Origin of the sequence: Nocardioides sp. InS609-2 (assembly GCF_023208195.1) — a bacterium.
Classification (GTDB): Bacteria; Actinomycetota; Actinomycetes; order Propionibacteriales; family Nocardioidaceae; genus Nocardioides.
Map to the genome: position 1 here is coordinate 2793448 of NZ_CP060034.1, position 17619 is coordinate 2811066.

The window sequence follows — 17619 nt, forward strand, 5'->3', positions numbered from 1 at the left end:
TGGGGTCGGTCACTCACGACAGAGGAGCTCACGATGGCCACATTCGACTCATATCTCCAGGGCACGCCCAGTTGGATCGAGCACAGCAGTGCCGATCCCGACGCGTCCAAGAATTTCTACGGCGACCTGTTCGGCTGGCAGTACGACGACCAGCCGATGATGGATGGCGACACCCAGGTCGGCAGCTATGCGATGGCCCAGATCCAGGGCGACTCGGTGGCCGGGCTGGGGTCACAGTTCGGCGATGCCGTCGGGCAGCCCGCCAGCTGGGGCGTCTATCTCGCGGTCGACGACGTCGACGCCGCGGTGGCCCGGGCGCGTGACGCCGGCGGCCAGGTGCTGGCCGAGCCGATGGACGTCAGCGACCAGGGGCGGATGGCCTGGGTGCAGGACCCGGTCGGTGCGGCGGTCGGCCTCTGGCAGGCGGGCACGTTCGCTGGCTCGCAGCGCGCCAACGAGCACGGCACCAACATCTGGAACGAGCTGGTCACCGCCGACGCCGACCGGGCCACGCCGTTCTACGACCAGGTCCTCGGCATCACGGCCGAGTCGATGCCCATGGGTGACGAGGGCGATCCCTACACGACGCTCAACGTCGACGGCCGATCGGTCGCCGGCATCTCGCCGCCGCAGAACGACGGCATCCCACCCCACTGGAACGTCTGCTTCAACGTGGACGACGCCGACCAGATCGCCGCCCGCACCTCCGAGCTCGGCGGGCAGCAGGTCATGGCGCCGTTCGACGTGCCGGGCATCGGCCGGATCGCGGTGCTGACCGATCCCCAGGGAGCGACGTTCAGCCTGATGCAGAACCCGAAGGAGGAGAGCTAGACGGTGTCTCCGACTTTCCGGTCGGGCGAGGCCGGGTAGACACCGAGGATCTTCACGTCGGTGGTGAAGAACTCCAGCTCCTCGAGCGCGTTGCGCACCGGGGTGTCCTCGGGGTGCCCGTCGACCTCCGCGAGGAACTGGGTGGCGGTGAAGCGACCATCGACCATGTAGCTCTCCAGCTTGGTCATGTTGACGCCGTTGGTGGCGAAGCCGCCGAGTGCCTTGTAGAGCGCCGCCGGCAGGTTGCGCACGTTGAAGATGAAGCTCGTGACGACCGCGCCCTGTTCGCGCGGCGCCTCGACGTACTCGCGGGAGAGCACGACGAACCGCGTGGTGTTGTGGTCCTCGTCCTCGACGTCCTCGCGCAGCACCTGCAGGCCGTAGATCTCGGCGGCGAGCGCCGGCGCGAGTGCGGCCTGGGAGATGTCGTGCGCCTCGGCGATCTCACGGGCAGCCCCGGCGGTGTCGCCCGAGACCATCGGCGTGAGGTGCAGCTCACGGATCACCTTGCGGCACTGACCCAGCGCGTGCAGGTGGCTGTGCACGGTCTTGATGGTCTGCTCCGACGCGCCCTCGATGGCCATCAGGTGGAACTGGATGCGCAGGAAGTGCTCGCCGATGATGTGCAGGTCGGAGCCGGGCAGGAAGTGGTGGATGTCGGCCACCCGGCCGGCCAGCGAGTTGTCGATCGGGATCATCGCCAACTCGGCGTCCCCGCCCTCGACGGCGGCGAAGACGTCCTCGAACGACGCGCACGCGACGGCCTCCCAGTCGGGGTAGTGCTGGCGGCACACGATGTGGGAGTTCGCGCCAGGTTCACCCTGGTAGGCGATGCGTCGGGAGGTCACACTTCATTTTCCCATGCGCCGGTGCGTGCGGCCGAGCCCGACCGCCGTACGGCCATAGGCTCAGCGCGTGCCCACGGTCCTTGCCTCTCTCGCCCTGCTCGTGGCTCTGGTCGCGTTCGTCTTCTCGGTCGTCGCGCTCCGGCGCGGATCCTCGGCCAGCCGCAGTGGCGGCGCCGACGCCTTGCCCGAGGACGTCGTCGGCCTGCGCCAGGAGGTCGCGGCGCTCCAGACCGAGACCCGCACGGCGCTGCGTCACCTCGCCGTCGTCCGGTACGACGCGTTCGGCGACATGGGCGGTCACCTCTCGTGGTCGGTCGCACTGCTCGACGACGCCGGCGACGGCGTCGTACTCAGCTCGATCCACGGCCGAAGCGAAGCCCGCACCTACGCCAAGAGCATCTCCGGCTGGACCTGCGAGCAGCAGTTGTCGCCGGAGGAGGACGAGGCGATCACCCACGCCCGTCCGTAGCGGATGTTCAGCGAGTACGCCGAGCCCTAGGGTGCAGGAAACCCGACTGAGAGGTCCACCCATGAGCGAGCTGCACGTCGTTGCCACCATCCCCGCCAAGCCCGAGGCCGTCGATGCGCTCCGCGTCGCGCTGCGAGCTCTCGTCGCTGCCAGCCGCGAGGAGGAGGGCTGCCTGGCCTACGACCTGTACGAGTCGGCCGCGACACCCGGCACCTTCGTGACGATGGAGCGCTGGACCAGTCAGCAGGCGCTCGACGTCCATATGCAGTCGCCCCACATCGCCGAAGCCCTCGCGGCCGCAGACGGACAGCTCTCGGGTGACATCGCGATCCACCCGCTGGTGCCGATGAGCTGACGCTCTCGAACCTCGTCCGTAGCGATGAGGCCCCGGTGTCGGACGCAGACGTCCGGCTGCCGGGAGGGTACGTTCAGGCCAGCGCGAGAGCGTTGAAGTCACCCCCTCGAAGGAGAAATCATGAACACTCGCACCATTGCCATCGCCGCCCTCGTCATCGCCGTCATCCTGGTGCTCTTCTTCATCCTCCGATGAAGAGTGCGCGCTGACGCCCGGCTCTCGTGCGGGCGTCAGCGCGGAACCCGCACCAGCAGCCGCCCATGGATGCACTCCGTGCGCAGCTCACGCCCCGGGCCGATGGAGTCGCCGTCGAGCTGGCGGGGCGTGTCGGCGGCGGCGCGCACCACAACCGTCGAACCGGTCAGCCGCATGATCGTGTCGTCGGTGAACGAGCTGCGCGCGAGCACCCGCGCCGCCAGCGGGATCCACGACAGGAACCGCTTCGGGTGCAGGATCACCACGTCGAGCACCCCGTCGTCGATGGCCGCGTCGGGCAGCAACGGCATGCCGGCCTGCAGATAGCCGACGTTGCCGACCACCACGGTGCGAGCCCGGTGCCGGGTGAAGTCGCCGCCGTCGACCGAGATCTCGATGCGCACGGCCGGGAACATCAGTGACCTCAGGCCGGAGATGACGTAGGCCATCCAGCCGACCTTCTTCTTGAACTCCTCGTTGACGCCCTCCATGAGCGCGGCGTCGAACCCCATGCCGGCCATCACCATGAAGTGCGTGTCCTCGATGCCGTCACCGCCGACCTTGACCAGGTCGATGGCCCGGTCCTGGCCGTTGAGGCCGACGTCGATCGCCGAGCGCAGGTAGAGCGGGATGCCGAGGTTGCGGGCCAGCAGGTTGCCCGTGCCGGCCGGGATGATGCCCACCGGGATGCCGGTGCCGGCCAGCTCGGCACACACCTCGCGCACCGTGCCGTCGCCGCCGCAGACGAGCACGAGGTCGGCGCCGGCCACCGACGCGGCGTGCGCCATGCCGGTGCCCGGGTCCTCGATGGTCGTGTGGTGCCAGCTGGGTTCGTTCCAGCCCGACTCCAGCGCCATCGCGTTGACGATCGCGCGGAACTGCCCGACGTCCTCCACCTTGATCGGGTTGAGTACGACGGCCAGCTGGCGCTCGGAGCTGTAGACCTCCGGCAGCGGCTCGCCGACCTCCGCGGTCGATCGCGGCCGAGGGTCGAGGAACACCTGCGCGAGCAGGGCGATGGCGATGCCGAGCAGCGACCCGCCGATGACGTCGGTCGGGTAGTGCCGGCCGAGCAGGACACGGTCGAGGCAGACCACCAGCCACAACAGCACGCAGCCGGCCAGCGCGAGGCGCCGCATGTTGCTGCGTCGTACGAACATCCAGGTCAGCAGCACCAGGATCGTGACGAGTGCCGTGACCGACGAGGCATGCCCCGACGGGAACGACTTGCTCGCCAGCAGCCCGGTGGCATCCTGCCAGTCGGGTCGACCGCGGCCGAGCAAGAGCTTGAGTCCGGTGGTGACGAGCGAGGTCGTGATCATGACGACGACGACGTACGCCGCGGCCCGGCGGTGCTTGCGGAGCAGCAGCGCGCCCGCGAGCAGGATGGTCAGCACGGTCATGCCGATCGTGGCGAAGGCGTGCTCCACGACCCGGAGGAACGTCTGGAGCGTGCCGTACTGGTCTGCCCAGTCCTCGGCCCGGCGGCCGAGCTGGTCGAGCTGGTCGAGGGGCGAGCGGTCGCGGGTGACGAGGAACGCCAGTACGGCGAACAGCACCAGGGAGAGGCCGGCCCAGCCGAGCAGGCGGACGCGCGAACGTTCGGTCACGAGGCGCAAGTATGCCGCCACCCGGGCTCAGCCCCCGCACTCGCGAAACCGGCAGGCGAGCGTCGATGCCGGCTGACAAGATGACGAGCATGAGTGCTGACGACCAGAAGGCGATCCTGCACCGCTATCTCCAGACCGCCCGCGAGGCGTTGCTGTGGAAGCTCGAGGGTCTCAGCGAGTACGACGTCCGCCGGCCGCTGACCCCCACCGGCACCAACCTCCTCGGGCTGGTCAAGCACGTCGCGAGCGTCGAGATCGAGTACTTCGGCGACTGTTTCGGGCGGCCTTCGGGCGAGCCGCTGCCGTGGTTCGGCGACGACGCCGAGACCAACGCCGACATGTGGGCGACCCCCGACGAGTCACGCGACGACATCGTGGCGCTCTACCACCGCAGCTGGGCACACTCCGACGCCACGATCGAGGCGATGGCGCTCGACGACACCGGGAGCGTCCCGTGGTGGACCAAGCCCGAGGTCACCCTCCAACAGCTCCTCGTGCACATGGTGGCCGAGACCCAGCGCCACGCCGGGCACGCCGACATCGTGCGCGAGCTGGTCGACGGCGCCGCCGGGTTGCGTGCCGACAACAGCAACGTGCCCGACGACGTCGACTGGGCGTCGTACGTCCAGACGGTCGAGGGTGCCGCGGCCACCTTCCGCGCCGGGGCCGACGGATAGCCTGTCGCCATGATTGATCCGCGACTGCTCCGAGACGATCCCGAACGCGTGCGCGCCTCGCTGGCCAAGCGCGGCCTGTCCGACGAGGTGGTCGACCGGGCGCTGGCTGCCGACGTGGCCCGGCGCGAGTCGATCGTGGCGTTCGAGGCCAAGCGGGGCGAGCAGAAGCAGCTCGGCAAGCTGATCCCGCAGGCGCAGGGAGAGGAGAAGCAGGCCCTGCTCGCGCAGACCAAGACGCTCGCCGGCGAGGTGAAGGCGGCCGAGGCCGCGCAGACCGCAGCCGAGGAGCAGTGGCGCGACGCGATCATGGAGATCCCCAATGTCGCGGCCGACGAGGCTCCGGCCGGCGGTGAGGACGACTTCGTCGTGCTCGAGACCATCGGCACCCCGCGTGACTTCGCGGCCGAGGGGTTCGAGCCCCGCGACCACGTCGAGCTCGGCAAGATCCTCGGCGCGATCGACCTCGAGCGGGGTGCCAAGGTCAGCGGCAGCCGTTTCTACTTCCTCACCGGTGTAGGCGCCGAGCTGGAGTTCGCCCTCGTCAACATGGCGATGGAGCAGGCCCGCGAGGCCGGCTTCACGCCCGTCATCGCGCCATCGCTGGTCAAGCCGCGCGCCATGGAGGGCACCGGCTTCCTCGGTCAGGCGGCCGACGACGTCTACCGCATCGAGGGCGAGGACCTCTACCTCGTCGGCACCTCGGAGGTCGCGATGGCGGCCTACCACTCCGACGAGATCCTCGACGTCGAGTCGTTGCCGCGGCGCTACGCCGCGTTCAGCCCGTGCTTCCGCAAGGAGGCAGGCTCGCACGGCAAGGACACGAAGGGCATCATCCGGGTGCACTGGTTCGACAAGGTGGAGATGTTCGTCTACACGACGCTCGAGGACGCCGACGCCGAGCACCAGCGCCTCCTGCAGTGGGAGAAGGACTTCCTCGACAAGCTCGAGCTGGCGTACCAGGTCATCGACACCGCCGCCGGCGACCTCGGCCTGAGCGCGATCCGCAAGTTCGACTGCGAGGCGTGGATCCCGACCCAGGGCAAGTACCGCGAGCTCACCTCGACGTCCAACTGCACCGACTTCCAGGCCCGTCGTCTCGACATCCGGGGCCGCTTCGAGGGCGGCACCCGCCCGGTCGCGACGCTCAACGGCACGCTGACCGCGATCCCGCGCGCGATCGTGGCGATCCTCGAGACCCACCAGCAGGCCGACGGGTCGGTCAAGGTGCCGAAGGCGCTGCAGAAGTGGCTGGGCCGTGAGGTCCTCGAGCCGGTGAACCCCGTTGGCTGAGGCCGTGCAGGAGGACTGGCAGCCGAAGCTCGTCGCCCTCGACATCGACGGCACGCTGCTCAAGTGGGTCGAGGGTGCCGGCCAGACCTACGAGCAGATCCCGCCTGCCGTGTACTCCGCGGTGCACCGCCTCCTGGATGCCGGCGCCCACGTCGTACTCAGCTCGGGGCGCTCGCCGCACGGGATGAGCCCGATCGCCGACCTGCTCAAGATCCCCCGCGACGGCGACGAGCGGCTCTGGATCGTGGCATCCAACGGTGCCGTGGTCTTCCGCTACCCCGAGCTGGAGGTCGTGCACGAGGAGACCTTCGACGCTAGACCGGCGGTCGAGGCCGTGCTGCGCGAGCACCCTGAGGCGCTGGTCGCCGTCGAGGAGCGCGGCGTCGGCTACCGCGTCAACCGGCCGTTCCCGATGGGCGAGCTGTCGGGCGAGATGATCGAGACCGCGGTCGCCGACATCATCGCCGGGCCGGTGAGCCGGGTGATCATCCGCGACCCGGCCGCCACCGCCGACGACTTCGTGGCGCTCGCCGCCCGGCTGGGCCTGCACGGCACCGACTACGTCGTCGGCTGGACCGCCTGGCTCGACCTGTCGCCGGTCGGGGTCTCGAAGGCATCCGGCCTGGCGCTCGTGGCCGAGCGGCTGGGCGTCGCGCAAGCAGACGTGCTCGCCATCGGCGACGGCCGCAACGACATCGAGATGCTGCGCTGGGCCGGCCGGGGTGTCGCCATGGGCCAGGCCGTCCAGGAGGTCCTCGACGCCGCCGACCACGTGACCGACTCCGTCGCCGACGACGGCGCGGCCGTCGAGATCAGCCGCTGGTTCCCCGACTCGTGAAACCACGCCTGGTCGCCACCGACCTCGACGGCACCCTGCTGCACTCCGACGGCACCGTCACCCCCCGCACGCGCGAGGTGCTCGCCGAGCTCGACCGCCGTGGGGTGCCGGTCGTCTACGTCACCGGCCGGCCGGTCCGCTGGATGGACGCGCTGTGGGAGACCGTCGGCGGGCATGGCCTGGCCATCTGCTCCAACGGCGCCGTCGTGTACGACGTCGGGGCGCGCGGCATCCGGAGCGTGCGCCCGATACCGGCCGAGACGGTGCTCGAGGTGGGCGAGCTGCTGCGCCGTGACCTCCCCGGCACGGCGTACGCACTGGAGAAGACCACCGGCTTCGGCGTCGAGCCGGAGTTCACGCGCCGTCACGACCGCAAGCACATGGAGGTGCCGGTCGCGCCCCTCGAGGACCTGCTCGACGGCACCGTGGTGAAGGTGCTCGCGCAGATCGAGGACGTCGACCCGGAGGTCTACTGGCGACAGGTGGAGGCGCTGGTCGGCGATCGCGTCACCGTCACCTGGTCGAGCGAGTGGGCGATGGTCGAGCTGAGCGCCTTCGACGTGACCAAGGCGTCCACGCTGGCGCTCGTTTGCGACGAGTTCGCCATCGACGCAGCCGACGTGGTCGCGTTCGGGGACATGCCCAACGACCTCGCCCTGCTCGAGTGGGCGGGCACCTCCTACGCCATGACCAACGCGCATCCTCTGGTGCGTGAGCTCGCCGACCACCTCGCGCCGGCCAACGACGACGACGGTGTCGCGAGCGTGCTCAGCGACCTGTTTGGCCTCTGAGGCTGGGCGCCCTGGCATCGATTCGGGGCCCGTAGAGTGTCCGCCATGCCACTGATCCGCCAAGCCCTGGTTGTGATGCTGCTGGCGCTGAGCGGGGTGCTGCTCACCCAGCTGCCGGCCCACGCCTGCACCTGCACCCAGCAGACCTTCGCGGACCAGATCCAGGCCGCCGACGTCGTCTTCACCGGCTCCGTCAGCACGATCTCGCCGCCCAGCGAGGGCACCGTGACCTACGACGTCGCCGCCGACCGGATCTTCAAGGGCGGCCTCGGCGGGTCGGTTGTCACCATCCACAGCCCCGCCAAGACCGGGGCCTGCGGACTCGGCGAGCTGCCGGCCGACCGGCCCTACGTCTTCCTGGTCGCCCGCTCCGGCACGGCCTACACCGCCGAGTCCTGTGGGGGTACGGCGCCGGTCTCGGCCAAGATGAACGAGCGCGTCGGCCGGCTGCTCGGTCAGGGCGAGCCGGTCGCCTCGACGACGGCGCCCGAGAGCGCGACGTACACGAAGGTCGAGCAGGCAGCGCCAGCCACGCTGGCCCGGCTTGCCGCGCCCGGCGCGGCGCTGGTGATCATCGGCCTGCTCGGCCTGATGGTCGTCCGCCGCCTCGGTCGACGCGCCTAGAGGTACATGCCTCCGGCGCCCGGCCCGGACTCGTCGCCGGGCTGTCCCGTCGGCATCGGCCCACCCGGGTGTCCAGGCTGTCCCTGCGGGTGCCCCATCCCCTCGGGCAACGCGCGGCGCATCTGCTCCAGTTGCGCACGCGAGGCCACCTGCTGGGCGTAGATCGCGGTCTGGATGCCGTGGAAGAGTCCTTCGAGCCAGCCCACCAGCTGGGCCTGCGCGATGCGCAGCTCGCTCTCGCTCGGCGTGCCCTCCTCGGTGAACGGCAGCGACAGGCGCTCCAGCTCGTCGACGAGCTCGGGCGCGAGTCCGGACTCGAGCTCCTTGATCGAGGCGGCGTGGATCTCCTTGAGGCGGTTGCGGCTGGCCTCGTCGAGCGGGGCCGCCTTCACCTCCTCGAGGAGCTGGCGGATCATGCTGCCGATCCGCATCACCTTCGCCGGCTGCTCGACCAGCTCGGTGACGTGGCGCTCGCCGTTGCCGTCGCCCGACTCGTCCGCAGCCTGCTCGGCCGCGGCCTCGACGGCTCCTTCGATCGACGTCGCCGGGACGGTGCCGATCGGCTGCCCGTCGGGTCCGATGACCAGCACGTGCCCTTCGGGGATCTGCTCGCTCATGCACCCACCTTAGTCAGCCGACGGTGAGCACGATCTTGCCCACGTGCCCGCTGTCGTCCATCAGCCGGTGCGCTTCGGCTACCTCGGACAACGGCATCGTCGCGTGTACGACGGGGCGCACGGCGCCCTCGGCCACGAGCGGCCACACGTGCTCGGCCACGGCGGCGCAGATCGCCGACTTCTCGTCGGTTGGTCGGGCACGCAGGGAGGTCGCGATGACGGCGCCGCGCTTGCGCAGCAGCTTGCCGATGTCGAGCTCGCCCTTCGCCCCGCCCTGCATGCCGATGATGACGAGACGGCCCTCGGTGGCCAGGGCGTCGAGGTTGCGGTCGAGGTACGACGCGCCCATGTTGTCGAGGATCACGTCGGCGCCGTGGCCGCCGGTGACGTCCCTGACGACCTGCACGAAGTCCTCGTCGCGGTAGTTGATCGTCACGTCGGCACCGAGGTCGGAGCAGACCGCGAGCTTCTCGGCCGAGCCGGCGGTCGTCATCACCTTCGCCGACAGGGCGGTGGCCAGCTGGATCGCCAGGGTGCCGATGCCACCGGCACCGCCGTGCACGAGGAAGTTCTCACCGGGCTGCAGCCCGGCGACCATGAAGACGTTCGACCAGACCGTGCACGACACCTCAGGCAGGGCCGCGGCGGTCACCAGGTCGATGCCCGCCGGCACGGGCAGCAGCTGGCCTGCCGGCACGGCCACCAGCTCGGCGTACCCGCCCCCGGAGAGCAGTGCGCACACCTCGTCGCCGACAGCCCAACCGTCGACGCCCTCACCGAGCGCGACGATCCGGCCGCTGCACTCCAGGCCGATCACGTCGGAGGCGCCGGGCGGGGGCGGGTAGAAGCCCTGCCGCTGCAGGGTGTCGGCCTTGTTGACGGCGGTCGCGACGACCGCGACGAGCACCTCACCGGGCCCGGCGACGGCGTCGGGCACCTCGCCCACGGACAGGACTTCGGGGCCTCCGGCTGCGGAGGCGATCACGGCACGCATGTCGCCAGCGTAGAGCGGCGGTCAGTCCTCGAACTCGTCGGTCGAGTGGTCCACGCTGCTGTCGTCGGGCACCGGGTCGTCGATGTCGGCCGGGTCGGGGGCGTCGGCCGGCCGGTCCCAGCCCTCGGCGAGCAGCTGGGCGGCAGCGGCCAGCTGCTCGACGCGTTCGGGGTCGGCGCCGTGTGACGCCGCGGCGTACCCGAGGAGGAAGGTGGTGATGGGCGCCGACTTCTTCTCTACCTGGTGCGCGGAGGTGCGGGCGAGGTCGAGGATCAGGGCCTCGTCGACCTCGGCCTCGACGTCGAGGACGTCGCTCAGCTCATCGATCCAGTCGTGAAGATTCACGGCCCCCACATTTCCGAATCGGAGCGACTCCCGCAAGCCCTGACCGGACCTTTGCTCCGGGAGTCCTCATCCGCGCAGATCGCGGAGGTCGGCCCAGGTGTCCACGTCGCGTGCCTCGGCCCCTTCCGCAGGCACCTCGGCGACCGTGAGATCGCCCAGTAGCCGGTGCAGCGGCATCCCGTGCTGGCCCTCGTGATCGGGGCGCACCGCATCGAGCCGAACGGTCTGGACCACGCCCGCCAGCTGGCGGCGTCCGGACTCGTCGACGAGGAATGCCGCGTCGTACCCGATCGCCGCGTCCCGCAGCCTCCGGAACGTGTACGTCGTCACGCGCGGCATGTCGACCGCCAGCACGCCGAGCCACTCGGGCGGGTGCAGCAGGGCGTCGCGCCCGGTGAGCAGGCCGGCCGCCGGCCCGCCGGAGGGCGGATCCTCGCGGGTGAACGTCACGGGGCGCTCGGTCGGGACGGCGGCTCCGACCACCACGACCTCATCGGCGTCGAGCAGCGCGTCGACGGCGAGGGCAAGGAGGGTCCGGCCGGCGACCTCGAGGCCGGCCTTGTCCACGCCGTCCATCCGGGCGGCGGTGCCGCCGGCGAGGACGACCGCCGAGAAAGCCGGGTGGCGCTGGGGCTCGTGGTCCACGTGCTCAGGGTGGCAGGGTGGCCTCGTGACCGGACAACTGCGGGTGGCGCTCGTGCAGGAGGCATCCACGCTGGACGCCGACCACAACCGCGAGTGGCTCAGTGAGCTCACCCCGCCCGACACCGACCTCGTGGTGTTCCCGGAGGCCTTCCAACGCGACTTCGGTGACCCCGGCGGAGACCTCGCGCCGTACGCCGAGACGTCCGACGGCGCGTTCGGCTCGGAGGTGGCGGCCGTGGCTACGGCCAGGGAGACCACGATCGTGGCCGGGATGTTCGAGCCGAGCCCCGACCTGGCCCGCCCGTTCAACACGCTGCTGGTGCGCGGCGCTGTCGATGCGTCGTACCGCAAGATCCATCTCTACGACTCGTTCGGCTACCGGGAGTCCGACCGGCTCTCGGCGGGGCCACTGGAGCCGGTGACCTTCGAGCTCGCCGGCTTCACCATCGGCCTGATGACCTGTTACGACCTGCGATTTCCCGAGCTCGCGCGGTCCCTGGTCGACGCGGGTGCCGACGTGCTCGTCGTGCCGGCGGCGTGGGTGGCCGGCGACCACAAGGTCGACCACTGGCGCACCCTCGTGCATGCCCGCGCGATCGAGAACACCGTCTACGTCGCGGCCGTCGGGCAGCCGGCTCCGCGCTACTGCGGGCACTCGATGATCGTGGGTCCGTTCGGCGAGGTGGTGGCCGAGGCCGGCCCCGACGCCGACATCGTCCGGGGTGTGCTGGATGTCTCCGTGATCGCGGAGGCCCGGCGTACCAACCCCTCGCTCGCCAACCGCCGACGGTAGCCTCTCTGCTCGTGTCCTCACCCCCAGGCGGCCGCCGCGCCGCCCCGCGCCCGCAGTCGCGCCGCCAGCGCACGCGGCAGCAGAAGGCAGTGTCGACACCGACGGAGCCCAAGGCCCCGAGGACGCCACGGGAGAGCTGGCTCTCCCACCGCACCCCGTGGTTGGTGTGGTGCGTGGTCCTGCTGGCGGGCGCTGTTGCGCTAGGCTGCGCCGCGGCCGAGGTCGGGCCCGGGTGGCTCGACGGTGCCGGTGCGATCGCGGTCATCTCCGCCTACACCTGGGCACTCGCGGCCCGCACCGGCGGCCGACCGCTGGTCTTCGCCGGCCTCGCCGCGCTGCTGGGCGTGGTCACGGTCGTCACCCAGATGGAGGTGCTCACCGGCGGAGCGGCGGTGCTGACGTGCGTCGTCAGCGGCGTGCTCGCGGTGATGATGACCGTGCCTGCCTCGTCGTACCTGCTGGCCGTGCGGGAGACCCTCATCGCCAGCGGGATCGCGGCGGTGGGCGCCTTCGCCACCGTCGGGTTCGAGCCGAACGCCGACCGGGAGCGGTTCGAGTACGTCACCCTCGCCATCGGCTTCCTGCTCGTCCTGGTCCTGGTGTTCCGCTTCGGTGCCGGCCTGCACGGCCTCGGCCGGCGCGGACTCGTCATCGTCCTGGTCGGCTCGCTCGTGCTCGTGCTGACCATCGCGTACGCCGAGCTCTTGCGGCGCTACGGCATCTCCTCGGTCGTCGAGCCGGCGCTCGACGTAGTCCGCTGGAGCCGGGAGCACCTGGGGGCCTTCCCGAGACCGATCGTGGTGCTGCTGGGCATCCCGGCCCTCGTGTGGGGAGTGCACATGCGCGCCCGCCGCCGCCAGGGTTGGTGGGTGTGTGCGTTCGGTGTCGCGGCGACGCTGCCGGTGGCGCAGTCCCTGGTCAACCCGCTGGGCTCGTTCCTCGAGGCCGCGCTGCAGACCGTGTACGGCGTCCTGCTCGGCCTGGTCGTCGGCTACGTCGTCATCCGGCTCGACCTGGCCCTGACCGGCCCGCGCGGCAGTCGGGCGAGGGCCGCCGAGGCAGCCGCCGCGCACCGCCCCGAGCCGTCCCGCTTCCGCTCCCTCTGACACGGCCCGCCCGGCGAGGGGCGGCTACGTGCCGGTAGGCGCTAGCGTCGTCCTCATGGCCCGCGACACGAGCACCGAGATCCTCGCCGAGATGGTCGCCAACGTCTTGAGCGTGGCGTTCGACGTCGGGGAGACCGTCACCGAGGGTGACACCGTCGTCCTCCTGGAGTCGATGAAGATGGAGATCCCGGTGATCGCCGAGCGGTCCGGCACGGTCAAGGCGATCAAGGTCGCCACCGGAGACGTCGTACAAGAAGGCGACGTCCTACTCGTCCTCGCCTGACCGGCCGATTTAGCCGCCCGCCTGCCGTCCGGTAATCTCTGCGGCGGTGGCGTGTCCGAGCGGCCTAAGGAGAACGCCTCGAAAGCGTTTGTCGGTGCAAGCCGACCGAGGGTTCAAATCCCTCCGCCACCGCCAACGTAAACAGCCTCTGACCTGCGAAGATGCCAGGTCAGAGGCTGTTTCGCTCCACACCGTGCCAGTGCCGTGCATGTCGCCCCAAGTCCGCGGCTGGTTGCAGATCGGCATCGTCAGCGGGGCGATCGGCGACCAGATCGCAGTTCAAGGTGTGCTCTGCTTCGTCGAAGCCGACTGGCCAGGACGGCGAACGAGAACGGGACGGGGGATCTAGGGTCGTAGGCGTGAGCGAGCTCCCCGTCCTGGACGCCAACGATCAACGCATTCTGGGTGCCCTGTTGGAGAAGCAGACGACGGTGCCGGCGGCGTATCCCCTCACCGCGAACGCGCTGCGCTCTGCCTGCAACCAGTCGAACAATCGCGATCCCGTCGTCGACTTGGACCTGCAGGCCGTCGAGCAGACCGCGCGCGCGCTCAAGGATCGAGGTCTGCTCCGGATCGTGTGGGCGTCCACCGGTCGACGGACGCTGAAGTATCACCAGGTCCTCGATGAGCGCCTCGGGCTCGAACTCGACGAGCGGGCACTCCTCACGGTGCTGTTGCTCCGGGGCGAGCAGGCACCGGGCGAGCTGCGCACGCGGACGGAACGGTTGCACGGCTTCGCCGACCGGGGTGAGGTCGAGGCGTGTCTGGCTCGGATGGCGGAACGCCCTGAACCGCTGGTCCGCGAGCTGGAACGGCGACCCGGTCAGCAGGATGCTCGCTGGATCCATCTCCTCGGTCCGGTCCCTCGGCAGGCTGCCGCTGCAGAGTCTGTTGATCGCGACGCAGTGATTGCCGGGGGAGCGGATGTGCGCGACGAAAACGTCAGGTCGTCGTACGACGCCGTCGCGACCGCCTATGCCGACCTCCTTGTCGATGAGCTGGAGGGGCTGCCGTTCGAGACCTGGCTTCTTGACCGGGTGGTCGCCCGTGCGGCTGGGCAGCCTGTGGTGGAGGTCGGGTCGGGTCCGGGGCATGTCACGGCGTACCTGGCTGGTCGCGGAGCCGTTGCAACGGGGATCGACCTATCGCCCGCGATGGTGGCCGAGGCCCGGCGGCGCTTCCCGGCACTGACCTTCGAGGTCGGCGATCTGCGTCGGCTGAGCCGTCCCGCGGCGAGCTCAGGGTGGGCGGCAGTGCTGGGGTGGTACTCGCTCATCCACTTTGCGGCCTCCGAGTTGCCCGACGCGGTCGCAGCCATGGCCCGCCCGCTCGCACCCGGCGGATGGTTGGTCCTCGCCATGCACGCAGGGACCGAGATTCGCCACCTCGACGAGTGGTTTGGCCACGAGGTCGACCTCGACTTGGTGCTTCACGATCCGGCGGACGTGGTTCGGACAGTGGAGGCCGCGGGACTCGTCGGCCTCGAGTGGTATCTGCGCGGACCAGTCACTGCCCGGGGTGAGACCACCGATCGCTTGTACGTCGTCGGTCGCAAACCCGACTAGGTGGTGCGTAGGTCGGCGCGACGGGCGAGGCCCTGGGCGTCGCGCAGCGGGACTCGGGCATCCAGTCGCAGGACTTGACCTTCGTACTGAGCACCGGGGTGTGTCTGGCTCGGAACTCTCGAAGCCGCAGATGGCAGCGGTGAAAGTGTGGAGGGCTTCTGCAGCAGTCCACTCGTTCCGGCCCAGGACTTGACGGTCGTAGGCGGCGGAATGACGCACGGCGACCGGCCAATCGCGTCTGACGCGCCGAGTGGATATGTCCATCGTGTCCGGAACGTTTCAGGAACCGACTAGGCAGTCGCTCTATGCGGCGGCGCGGCAACCCCGCGATTCGCGGAAGGTGAGAGTCAGGTTTGCGTCTGCGAGTCCCGCTTCGCCGCATGCAGGTCGTCGCGTTCCCCTCCTAGGACGCGCATCTACTGTCTCGAGAAGAGCTAGCAATGCCAACACAGGTCAGCCAGGCGTATCGAGTCCATGCGCCGCGGGCAGTCCGCTCCTCGGTGGCCGCACGCAACGCACGACCTACTCGCCAAGGTGGTCGCCGAACTTGTTAAGGGTAAGTCGACGGACAGGATCTTGAGGACGTAGCGGTCAGCGGGGCGGCCCCGACTTCTCGTGCAGATCCCGGGCAGCTCGAGCGAAGGGGCTGGACGTCCTCCGCCACAAGCAGCACCGCTTCTCCGGCCGCGAGAGGGCGGGTGGACCAAGACCCCCGTGGTACTACAAGCCCGGGATCCTGATCAGCGCGAACTGGCCGCCCTCACGCTTGTAGGTGAAGTCAGGATGGCCGTCCCGATTGTTGTCGTCGCCCGGTGCCCGCTCGACCCACAGCGTGTGCGCCTGAACATTGATAAGGAACGCACCGGGTCCGAAGGCCGACGACGCGTCGACCACGCCCGTCGACTCCCAGGCTCCCCAGTTGCCGGGCGTCCGGCCGTCGACGTCGGTCGTGCCTCCGTCGGCAGCCTGATCGACCTTGGCGATGACGTCCGGAGTGCCGGAGAACGGCACGAACCACAGCCGAGCCGTCGTGGCGTTCGCATCGGTCGAACCGGACGGGAACTGCTGGCTCGACCCCGGGTCCTCGGCGATCAGCAGACCGGTCGGCGTCGACTCGAGATTGTCGGGCTGGTGCACCTCCGCCAGCGTCTTGACCGCGTTGTCATCACCCTCCACCAGCACGGTCAGCGACGTCACCTTGGTCGGGTCCCGCTCGTCCAGCACCATGCGCCAGATCCGGCCGTTGGTCGAGCGGAAGTTGGGCGTATCTAGGCCCTGGTCGGCGCGCCGTCCTCGGCCCGAATCGGCTAGGTAGACGATGTTGTGCATGCCGGGGCGCTTGTCGTAGGCGATATCCTCGATGCGCACGAACTGGAAGACGTTGTTGACGTCGCTCCAGTACTCCATCACCCACTGCGGGCCATCGATGCCCGTCGGTGTCGTCAGCCGCAGGTCCGTCTGCCAGCTGCCGTCGTTGGGGGGTGCGGGGAAGCCAACGTCGGTGGCCTTGATGGTGGTGCCGTCGGGATTCATCCCAGTGGCGATGTTCTTGGGCACCTTGATGAAGTGGCCCTCGACGTCGGTTCCGGATCCGGGAAGTACGTCGTAGTAGTTCTTCACGCCGGGGGTGTCGGACACGAAGGCCCAGAGGTCGCCCTTGTCCTTCATCAGGGACTGGGAGTTCCGCGCGATGTAGGAGTAGACCTGCGATTGCGCCGGCACGGAACCTGCGGGGAAGACGCCTGTGAGTGGCCCGCTGGTGAACGTGTCGTCACCCGAGAGCACGACCGGCTTCTCGTAACCCGGAATGGGGACTGCGTTCTCGTGGTTGTGGCGGCCCATGCCGTAGATCGGAACGTGCCTACCACTTTTCACGTCCAACGCCACGACGACGCCGGCCTCTTGCTCGTCGGGGTTCCCCGGGACCGGCGGCCACGAGGCTTCATCGCGGTAGACGTAGTCCGGCGTTTCCTCGTTGGTGAACAGGGTAGGCCTGCGGAAGCCCTCATGCTCGGTGGCGAGGTAGTTGGAGCAGAACCGCTGAAAGCCCTCGCTGCTGTCGATGGCCATCTCCCCGCTCAAGATGGCGTCCCCGGACTGGTTCAGCACCAGATGGCTCAGCTGCGCGTTGTCGAAGTCATTCTCGCCGTTGGCGGCAGTGGGCGCGGCTGTCGAGTAGGGAAAGGGAATCTTGCTCGTCTCGTGGTTGACGTACACGTCGACCAGACCGTGGCGGCCGGGCAGGAGCGAGATCCCGTCTGGGATCGCCTCGAAGCGGTAGCCGCTGGCGAGCGCATCACCTACCGTAAGTAGGGGCGACACCTCGACGCCAGGTCGAACCGGCGTCAGCATGGCGGGCCGCGACGTGCGGAAGCCGTCCCGGTGATGGTGATGGTGGTCGTCGTGCGCCGTTGCGGGAGTGACCCCGCTCAGCGCCAGTGCCGCAGTCGTTGCAGCGACCGCTGCCATTGCCGCGAGAGTCCTGGACTTTGCCATGCCTCCACCCACTTCCGACCTGTGCGATCCTCGATGTCTAGCAGAGCCAGCGGCGATAGGTCCAGAGACGGCGTGCGCCGATCCTTCCGCGGGGCTTCGCGTCGCCACCCGCAAGGAGCACCTCGTGGTCAACGCCGAGGGTGACTTCGTGGTTATCGCAACCGCACCGCTCGACTGGCTCGGCTCAGGCAGTTGGTGCCAATGCCTGTACGCGAGCCTGACCAGCCGGTACCTCTCTGAGTCCCAC

General features: G+C 69.6%; 19 protein-coding genes and 1 tRNA gene. 13 read left to right on the forward strand and 7 right to left on the reverse strand.

Features of this window, described 5'->3' with window-relative positions:
* Positions 1-33 precede the first annotated feature (33 nt).
* Positions 34-831 carry a VOC family protein gene (locus tag H4Q84_RS14470; RefSeq protein WP_248579797.1) on the forward strand — a complete coding sequence of 266 codons (798 nt, stop codon included), beginning with the start codon at positions 34-36 and terminating at the stop codon, positions 829-831.
* On the opposite strand, the gene H4Q84_RS14475 is transcribed toward H4Q84_RS14470, so the two are convergent.
* Positions 828-1679 carry a prephenate dehydratase gene (locus H4Q84_RS14475; RefSeq protein ID WP_248579798.1) on the reverse strand — a complete coding sequence of 284 codons (852 nt, stop codon included), beginning with the start codon at positions 1677-1679 and terminating at the stop codon, positions 828-830. The genes H4Q84_RS14470 and H4Q84_RS14475 overlap by 4 nt on opposite strands.
* Before the next feature lie 67 nt (positions 1680-1746).
* Here H4Q84_RS14475 and H4Q84_RS14480 point away from each other — a divergent pair, with 67 nt between their 5' ends.
* Together H4Q84_RS14480 and H4Q84_RS14485 are read left to right on the forward strand one after the other, a co-directional pair.
* Positions 1747-2148: a DUF4446 family protein gene (locus H4Q84_RS14480; protein WP_248579799.1), complete on the forward strand. Its 402-nt coding sequence runs from the start codon at positions 1747-1749 to the stop codon at positions 2146-2148.
* A 61-nt stretch (positions 2149-2209) separates the two neighbouring features.
* The gene (locus tag H4Q84_RS14485) at positions 2210-2503 is read left to right on the forward strand and encodes a putative quinol monooxygenase (RefSeq protein WP_248579800.1); all 294 of its coding nucleotides are present in this window, start codon (positions 2210-2212) and stop codon (positions 2501-2503) included.
* 230 nt (positions 2504-2733) lie between these two features.
* Here H4Q84_RS14485 and H4Q84_RS14490 read toward each other — a convergent pair whose 3' ends face one another.
* A complete protein-coding gene (locus H4Q84_RS14490) occupies positions 2734-4308 on the reverse strand; it encodes a diacylglycerol kinase family protein (RefSeq protein ID WP_248579801.1) in 1575 nt (524 codons plus the stop codon).
* An 89-nt stretch (positions 4309-4397) separates the two neighbouring features.
* Here H4Q84_RS14490 and H4Q84_RS14495 point away from each other — a divergent pair, with 89 nt between their 5' ends.
* Genes H4Q84_RS14495 through H4Q84_RS14515 form a run of 5 tightly spaced genes read left to right on the forward strand, consistent with a single transcriptional unit; the run spans position 4398 to position 8528 of the window.
* Entirely contained in the window at positions 4398-4985 is a 588-nt protein-coding gene (locus tag H4Q84_RS14495; protein ID WP_248579802.1) for a DinB family protein, read from the forward strand.
* 9 nt (positions 4986-4994) lie between these two features.
* A complete protein-coding gene (serS, locus tag H4Q84_RS14500; RefSeq protein ID WP_248579803.1) occupies positions 4995-6275 on the forward strand; it encodes a serine--tRNA ligase in 1281 nt (426 codons plus the stop codon).
* A 4-nt stretch (positions 6276-6279) separates the two neighbouring features.
* Complete coding sequence (locus H4Q84_RS14505; protein WP_248579804.1) at positions 6280-7113, forward strand: HAD family hydrolase; 834 nt, start codon at positions 6280-6282, stop codon at positions 7111-7113.
* On the forward strand, positions 7110-7904 hold the full coding sequence (locus H4Q84_RS14510; RefSeq protein WP_248579805.1) for an HAD family hydrolase: 795 nt from the start codon (positions 7110-7112) through the stop codon (positions 7902-7904). Before H4Q84_RS14505 ends, H4Q84_RS14510 begins: the two co-directional genes overlap by 4 nt.
* A gap of 45 nt (positions 7905-7949) precedes the next feature.
* Entirely contained in the window at positions 7950-8528 is a 579-nt protein-coding gene (locus H4Q84_RS14515) for a hypothetical protein (RefSeq protein WP_248579806.1), read from the forward strand.
* Here H4Q84_RS14515 and H4Q84_RS14520 read toward each other — a convergent pair.
* The 4 genes from H4Q84_RS14520 to H4Q84_RS14535 form a co-directional block, all read right to left on the reverse strand.
* Positions 8525-9145 carry a bacterial proteasome activator family protein gene (locus H4Q84_RS14520; RefSeq protein WP_248579807.1) on the reverse strand — a complete coding sequence of 207 codons (621 nt, stop codon included), beginning with the start codon at positions 9143-9145 and terminating at the stop codon, positions 8525-8527. The two genes, H4Q84_RS14515 and H4Q84_RS14520, sit on opposite strands and share 4 nt — an antisense overlap.
* A 13-nt stretch (positions 9146-9158) precedes the next feature.
* Entirely contained in the window at positions 9159-10139 is a 981-nt protein-coding gene (locus H4Q84_RS14525; protein ID WP_248579808.1) for an NAD(P)H-quinone oxidoreductase, read from the reverse strand.
* A gap of 21 nt (positions 10140-10160) precedes the next feature.
* Positions 10161-10484, reverse strand: coding sequence for a DUF6457 domain-containing protein (locus tag H4Q84_RS14530; RefSeq protein WP_248579809.1), 324 nt, complete (start codon positions 10482-10484; stop codon positions 10161-10163).
* 66 nt (positions 10485-10550) lie between these two features.
* Positions 10551-11129, reverse strand: coding sequence for an NTP transferase domain-containing protein (locus tag H4Q84_RS14535; RefSeq protein WP_248579810.1), 579 nt, complete (start codon positions 11127-11129; stop codon positions 10551-10553).
* Positions 11130-11154: 25 nt separating this feature from the next.
* Here H4Q84_RS14535 and H4Q84_RS14540 point away from each other — a divergent pair, with 25 nt between their 5' ends.
* From H4Q84_RS14540 to H4Q84_RS14560, 5 genes are all read left to right on the forward strand, one after another.
* Complete coding sequence (locus H4Q84_RS14540) at positions 11155-11922, forward strand: carbon-nitrogen hydrolase family protein (RefSeq protein WP_248579811.1); 768 nt, start codon at positions 11155-11157, stop codon at positions 11920-11922.
* A gap of 11 nt (positions 11923-11933) precedes the next feature.
* Positions 11934-13028, forward strand: a complete 1095-nt coding sequence (locus H4Q84_RS14545) for a hypothetical protein (RefSeq protein WP_248579812.1) — start codon at positions 11934-11936, stop codon at positions 13026-13028.
* Positions 13029-13083: 55 nt separating this feature from the next.
* On the forward strand, positions 13084-13311 hold the full coding sequence (locus tag H4Q84_RS14550) for a biotin/lipoyl-binding carrier protein (protein ID WP_248579813.1): 228 nt from the start codon (positions 13084-13086) through the stop codon (positions 13309-13311).
* A gap of 45 nt (positions 13312-13356) precedes the next feature.
* Positions 13357-13446 (forward strand) — tRNA-Ser (locus H4Q84_RS14555).
* A 224-nt stretch (positions 13447-13670) separates the two neighbouring features.
* Positions 13671-14876 (forward strand): DUF480 domain-containing protein, encoded by a 1206-nt coding sequence (locus H4Q84_RS14560; protein WP_248579814.1) that lies wholly within the window; start codon positions 13671-13673, stop codon positions 14874-14876.
* A 720-nt stretch (positions 14877-15596) separates the two neighbouring features.
* Here H4Q84_RS14560 and H4Q84_RS14565 read toward each other — a convergent pair.
* Positions 15597-17345, reverse strand: a complete 1749-nt coding sequence (locus H4Q84_RS14565; RefSeq protein ID WP_248579815.1) for an alkaline phosphatase PhoX — start codon at positions 17343-17345, stop codon at positions 15597-15599.
* Positions 17346-17619 lie beyond the last annotated feature (274 nt).

Bases quoted from the DNA above. Each gene is read 5' to 3' on its own strand.
- H4Q84_RS14485 (WP_248579800.1), top strand. From the start codon at position 2,210: ATGAGCGAGCTGCACGTCGTTGCCACCATCCCCGCCAAGCCCGAGGCC.
- H4Q84_RS14565 (WP_248579815.1), bottom strand. From the start codon at position 17,345: ATGGCAGCGGTCGCTGCAACGACTGCGGCACTGGCGCTGAGCGGGGTC.
- H4Q84_RS14550 (WP_248579813.1), top strand. From the start codon at position 13,084: ATGGCCCGCGACACGAGCACCGAGATCCTCGCCGAGATGGTCGCCAAC.
- serS (WP_248579803.1), top strand. From the start codon at position 4,995: ATGATTGATCCGCGACTGCTCCGAGACGATCCCGAACGCGTGCGCGCC.
- H4Q84_RS14525 (WP_248579808.1), bottom strand. From the start codon at position 10,139: ATGCGTGCCGTGATCGCCTCCGCAGCCGGAGGCCCCGAAGTCCTGTCC.
- H4Q84_RS14495 (WP_248579802.1), top strand. From the start codon at position 4,398: ATGAGTGCTGACGACCAGAAGGCGATCCTGCACCGCTATCTCCAGACC.
- H4Q84_RS14470 (WP_248579797.1), top strand. From the start codon at position 34: ATGGCCACATTCGACTCATATCTCCAGGGCACGCCCAGTTGGATCGAG.
- H4Q84_RS14515 (WP_248579806.1), top strand. From the start codon at position 7,950: ATGCCACTGATCCGCCAAGCCCTGGTTGTGATGCTGCTGGCGCTGAGC.
- H4Q84_RS14520 (WP_248579807.1), bottom strand. From the start codon at position 9,145: ATGAGCGAGCAGATCCCCGAAGGGCACGTGCTGGTCATCGGACCCGAC.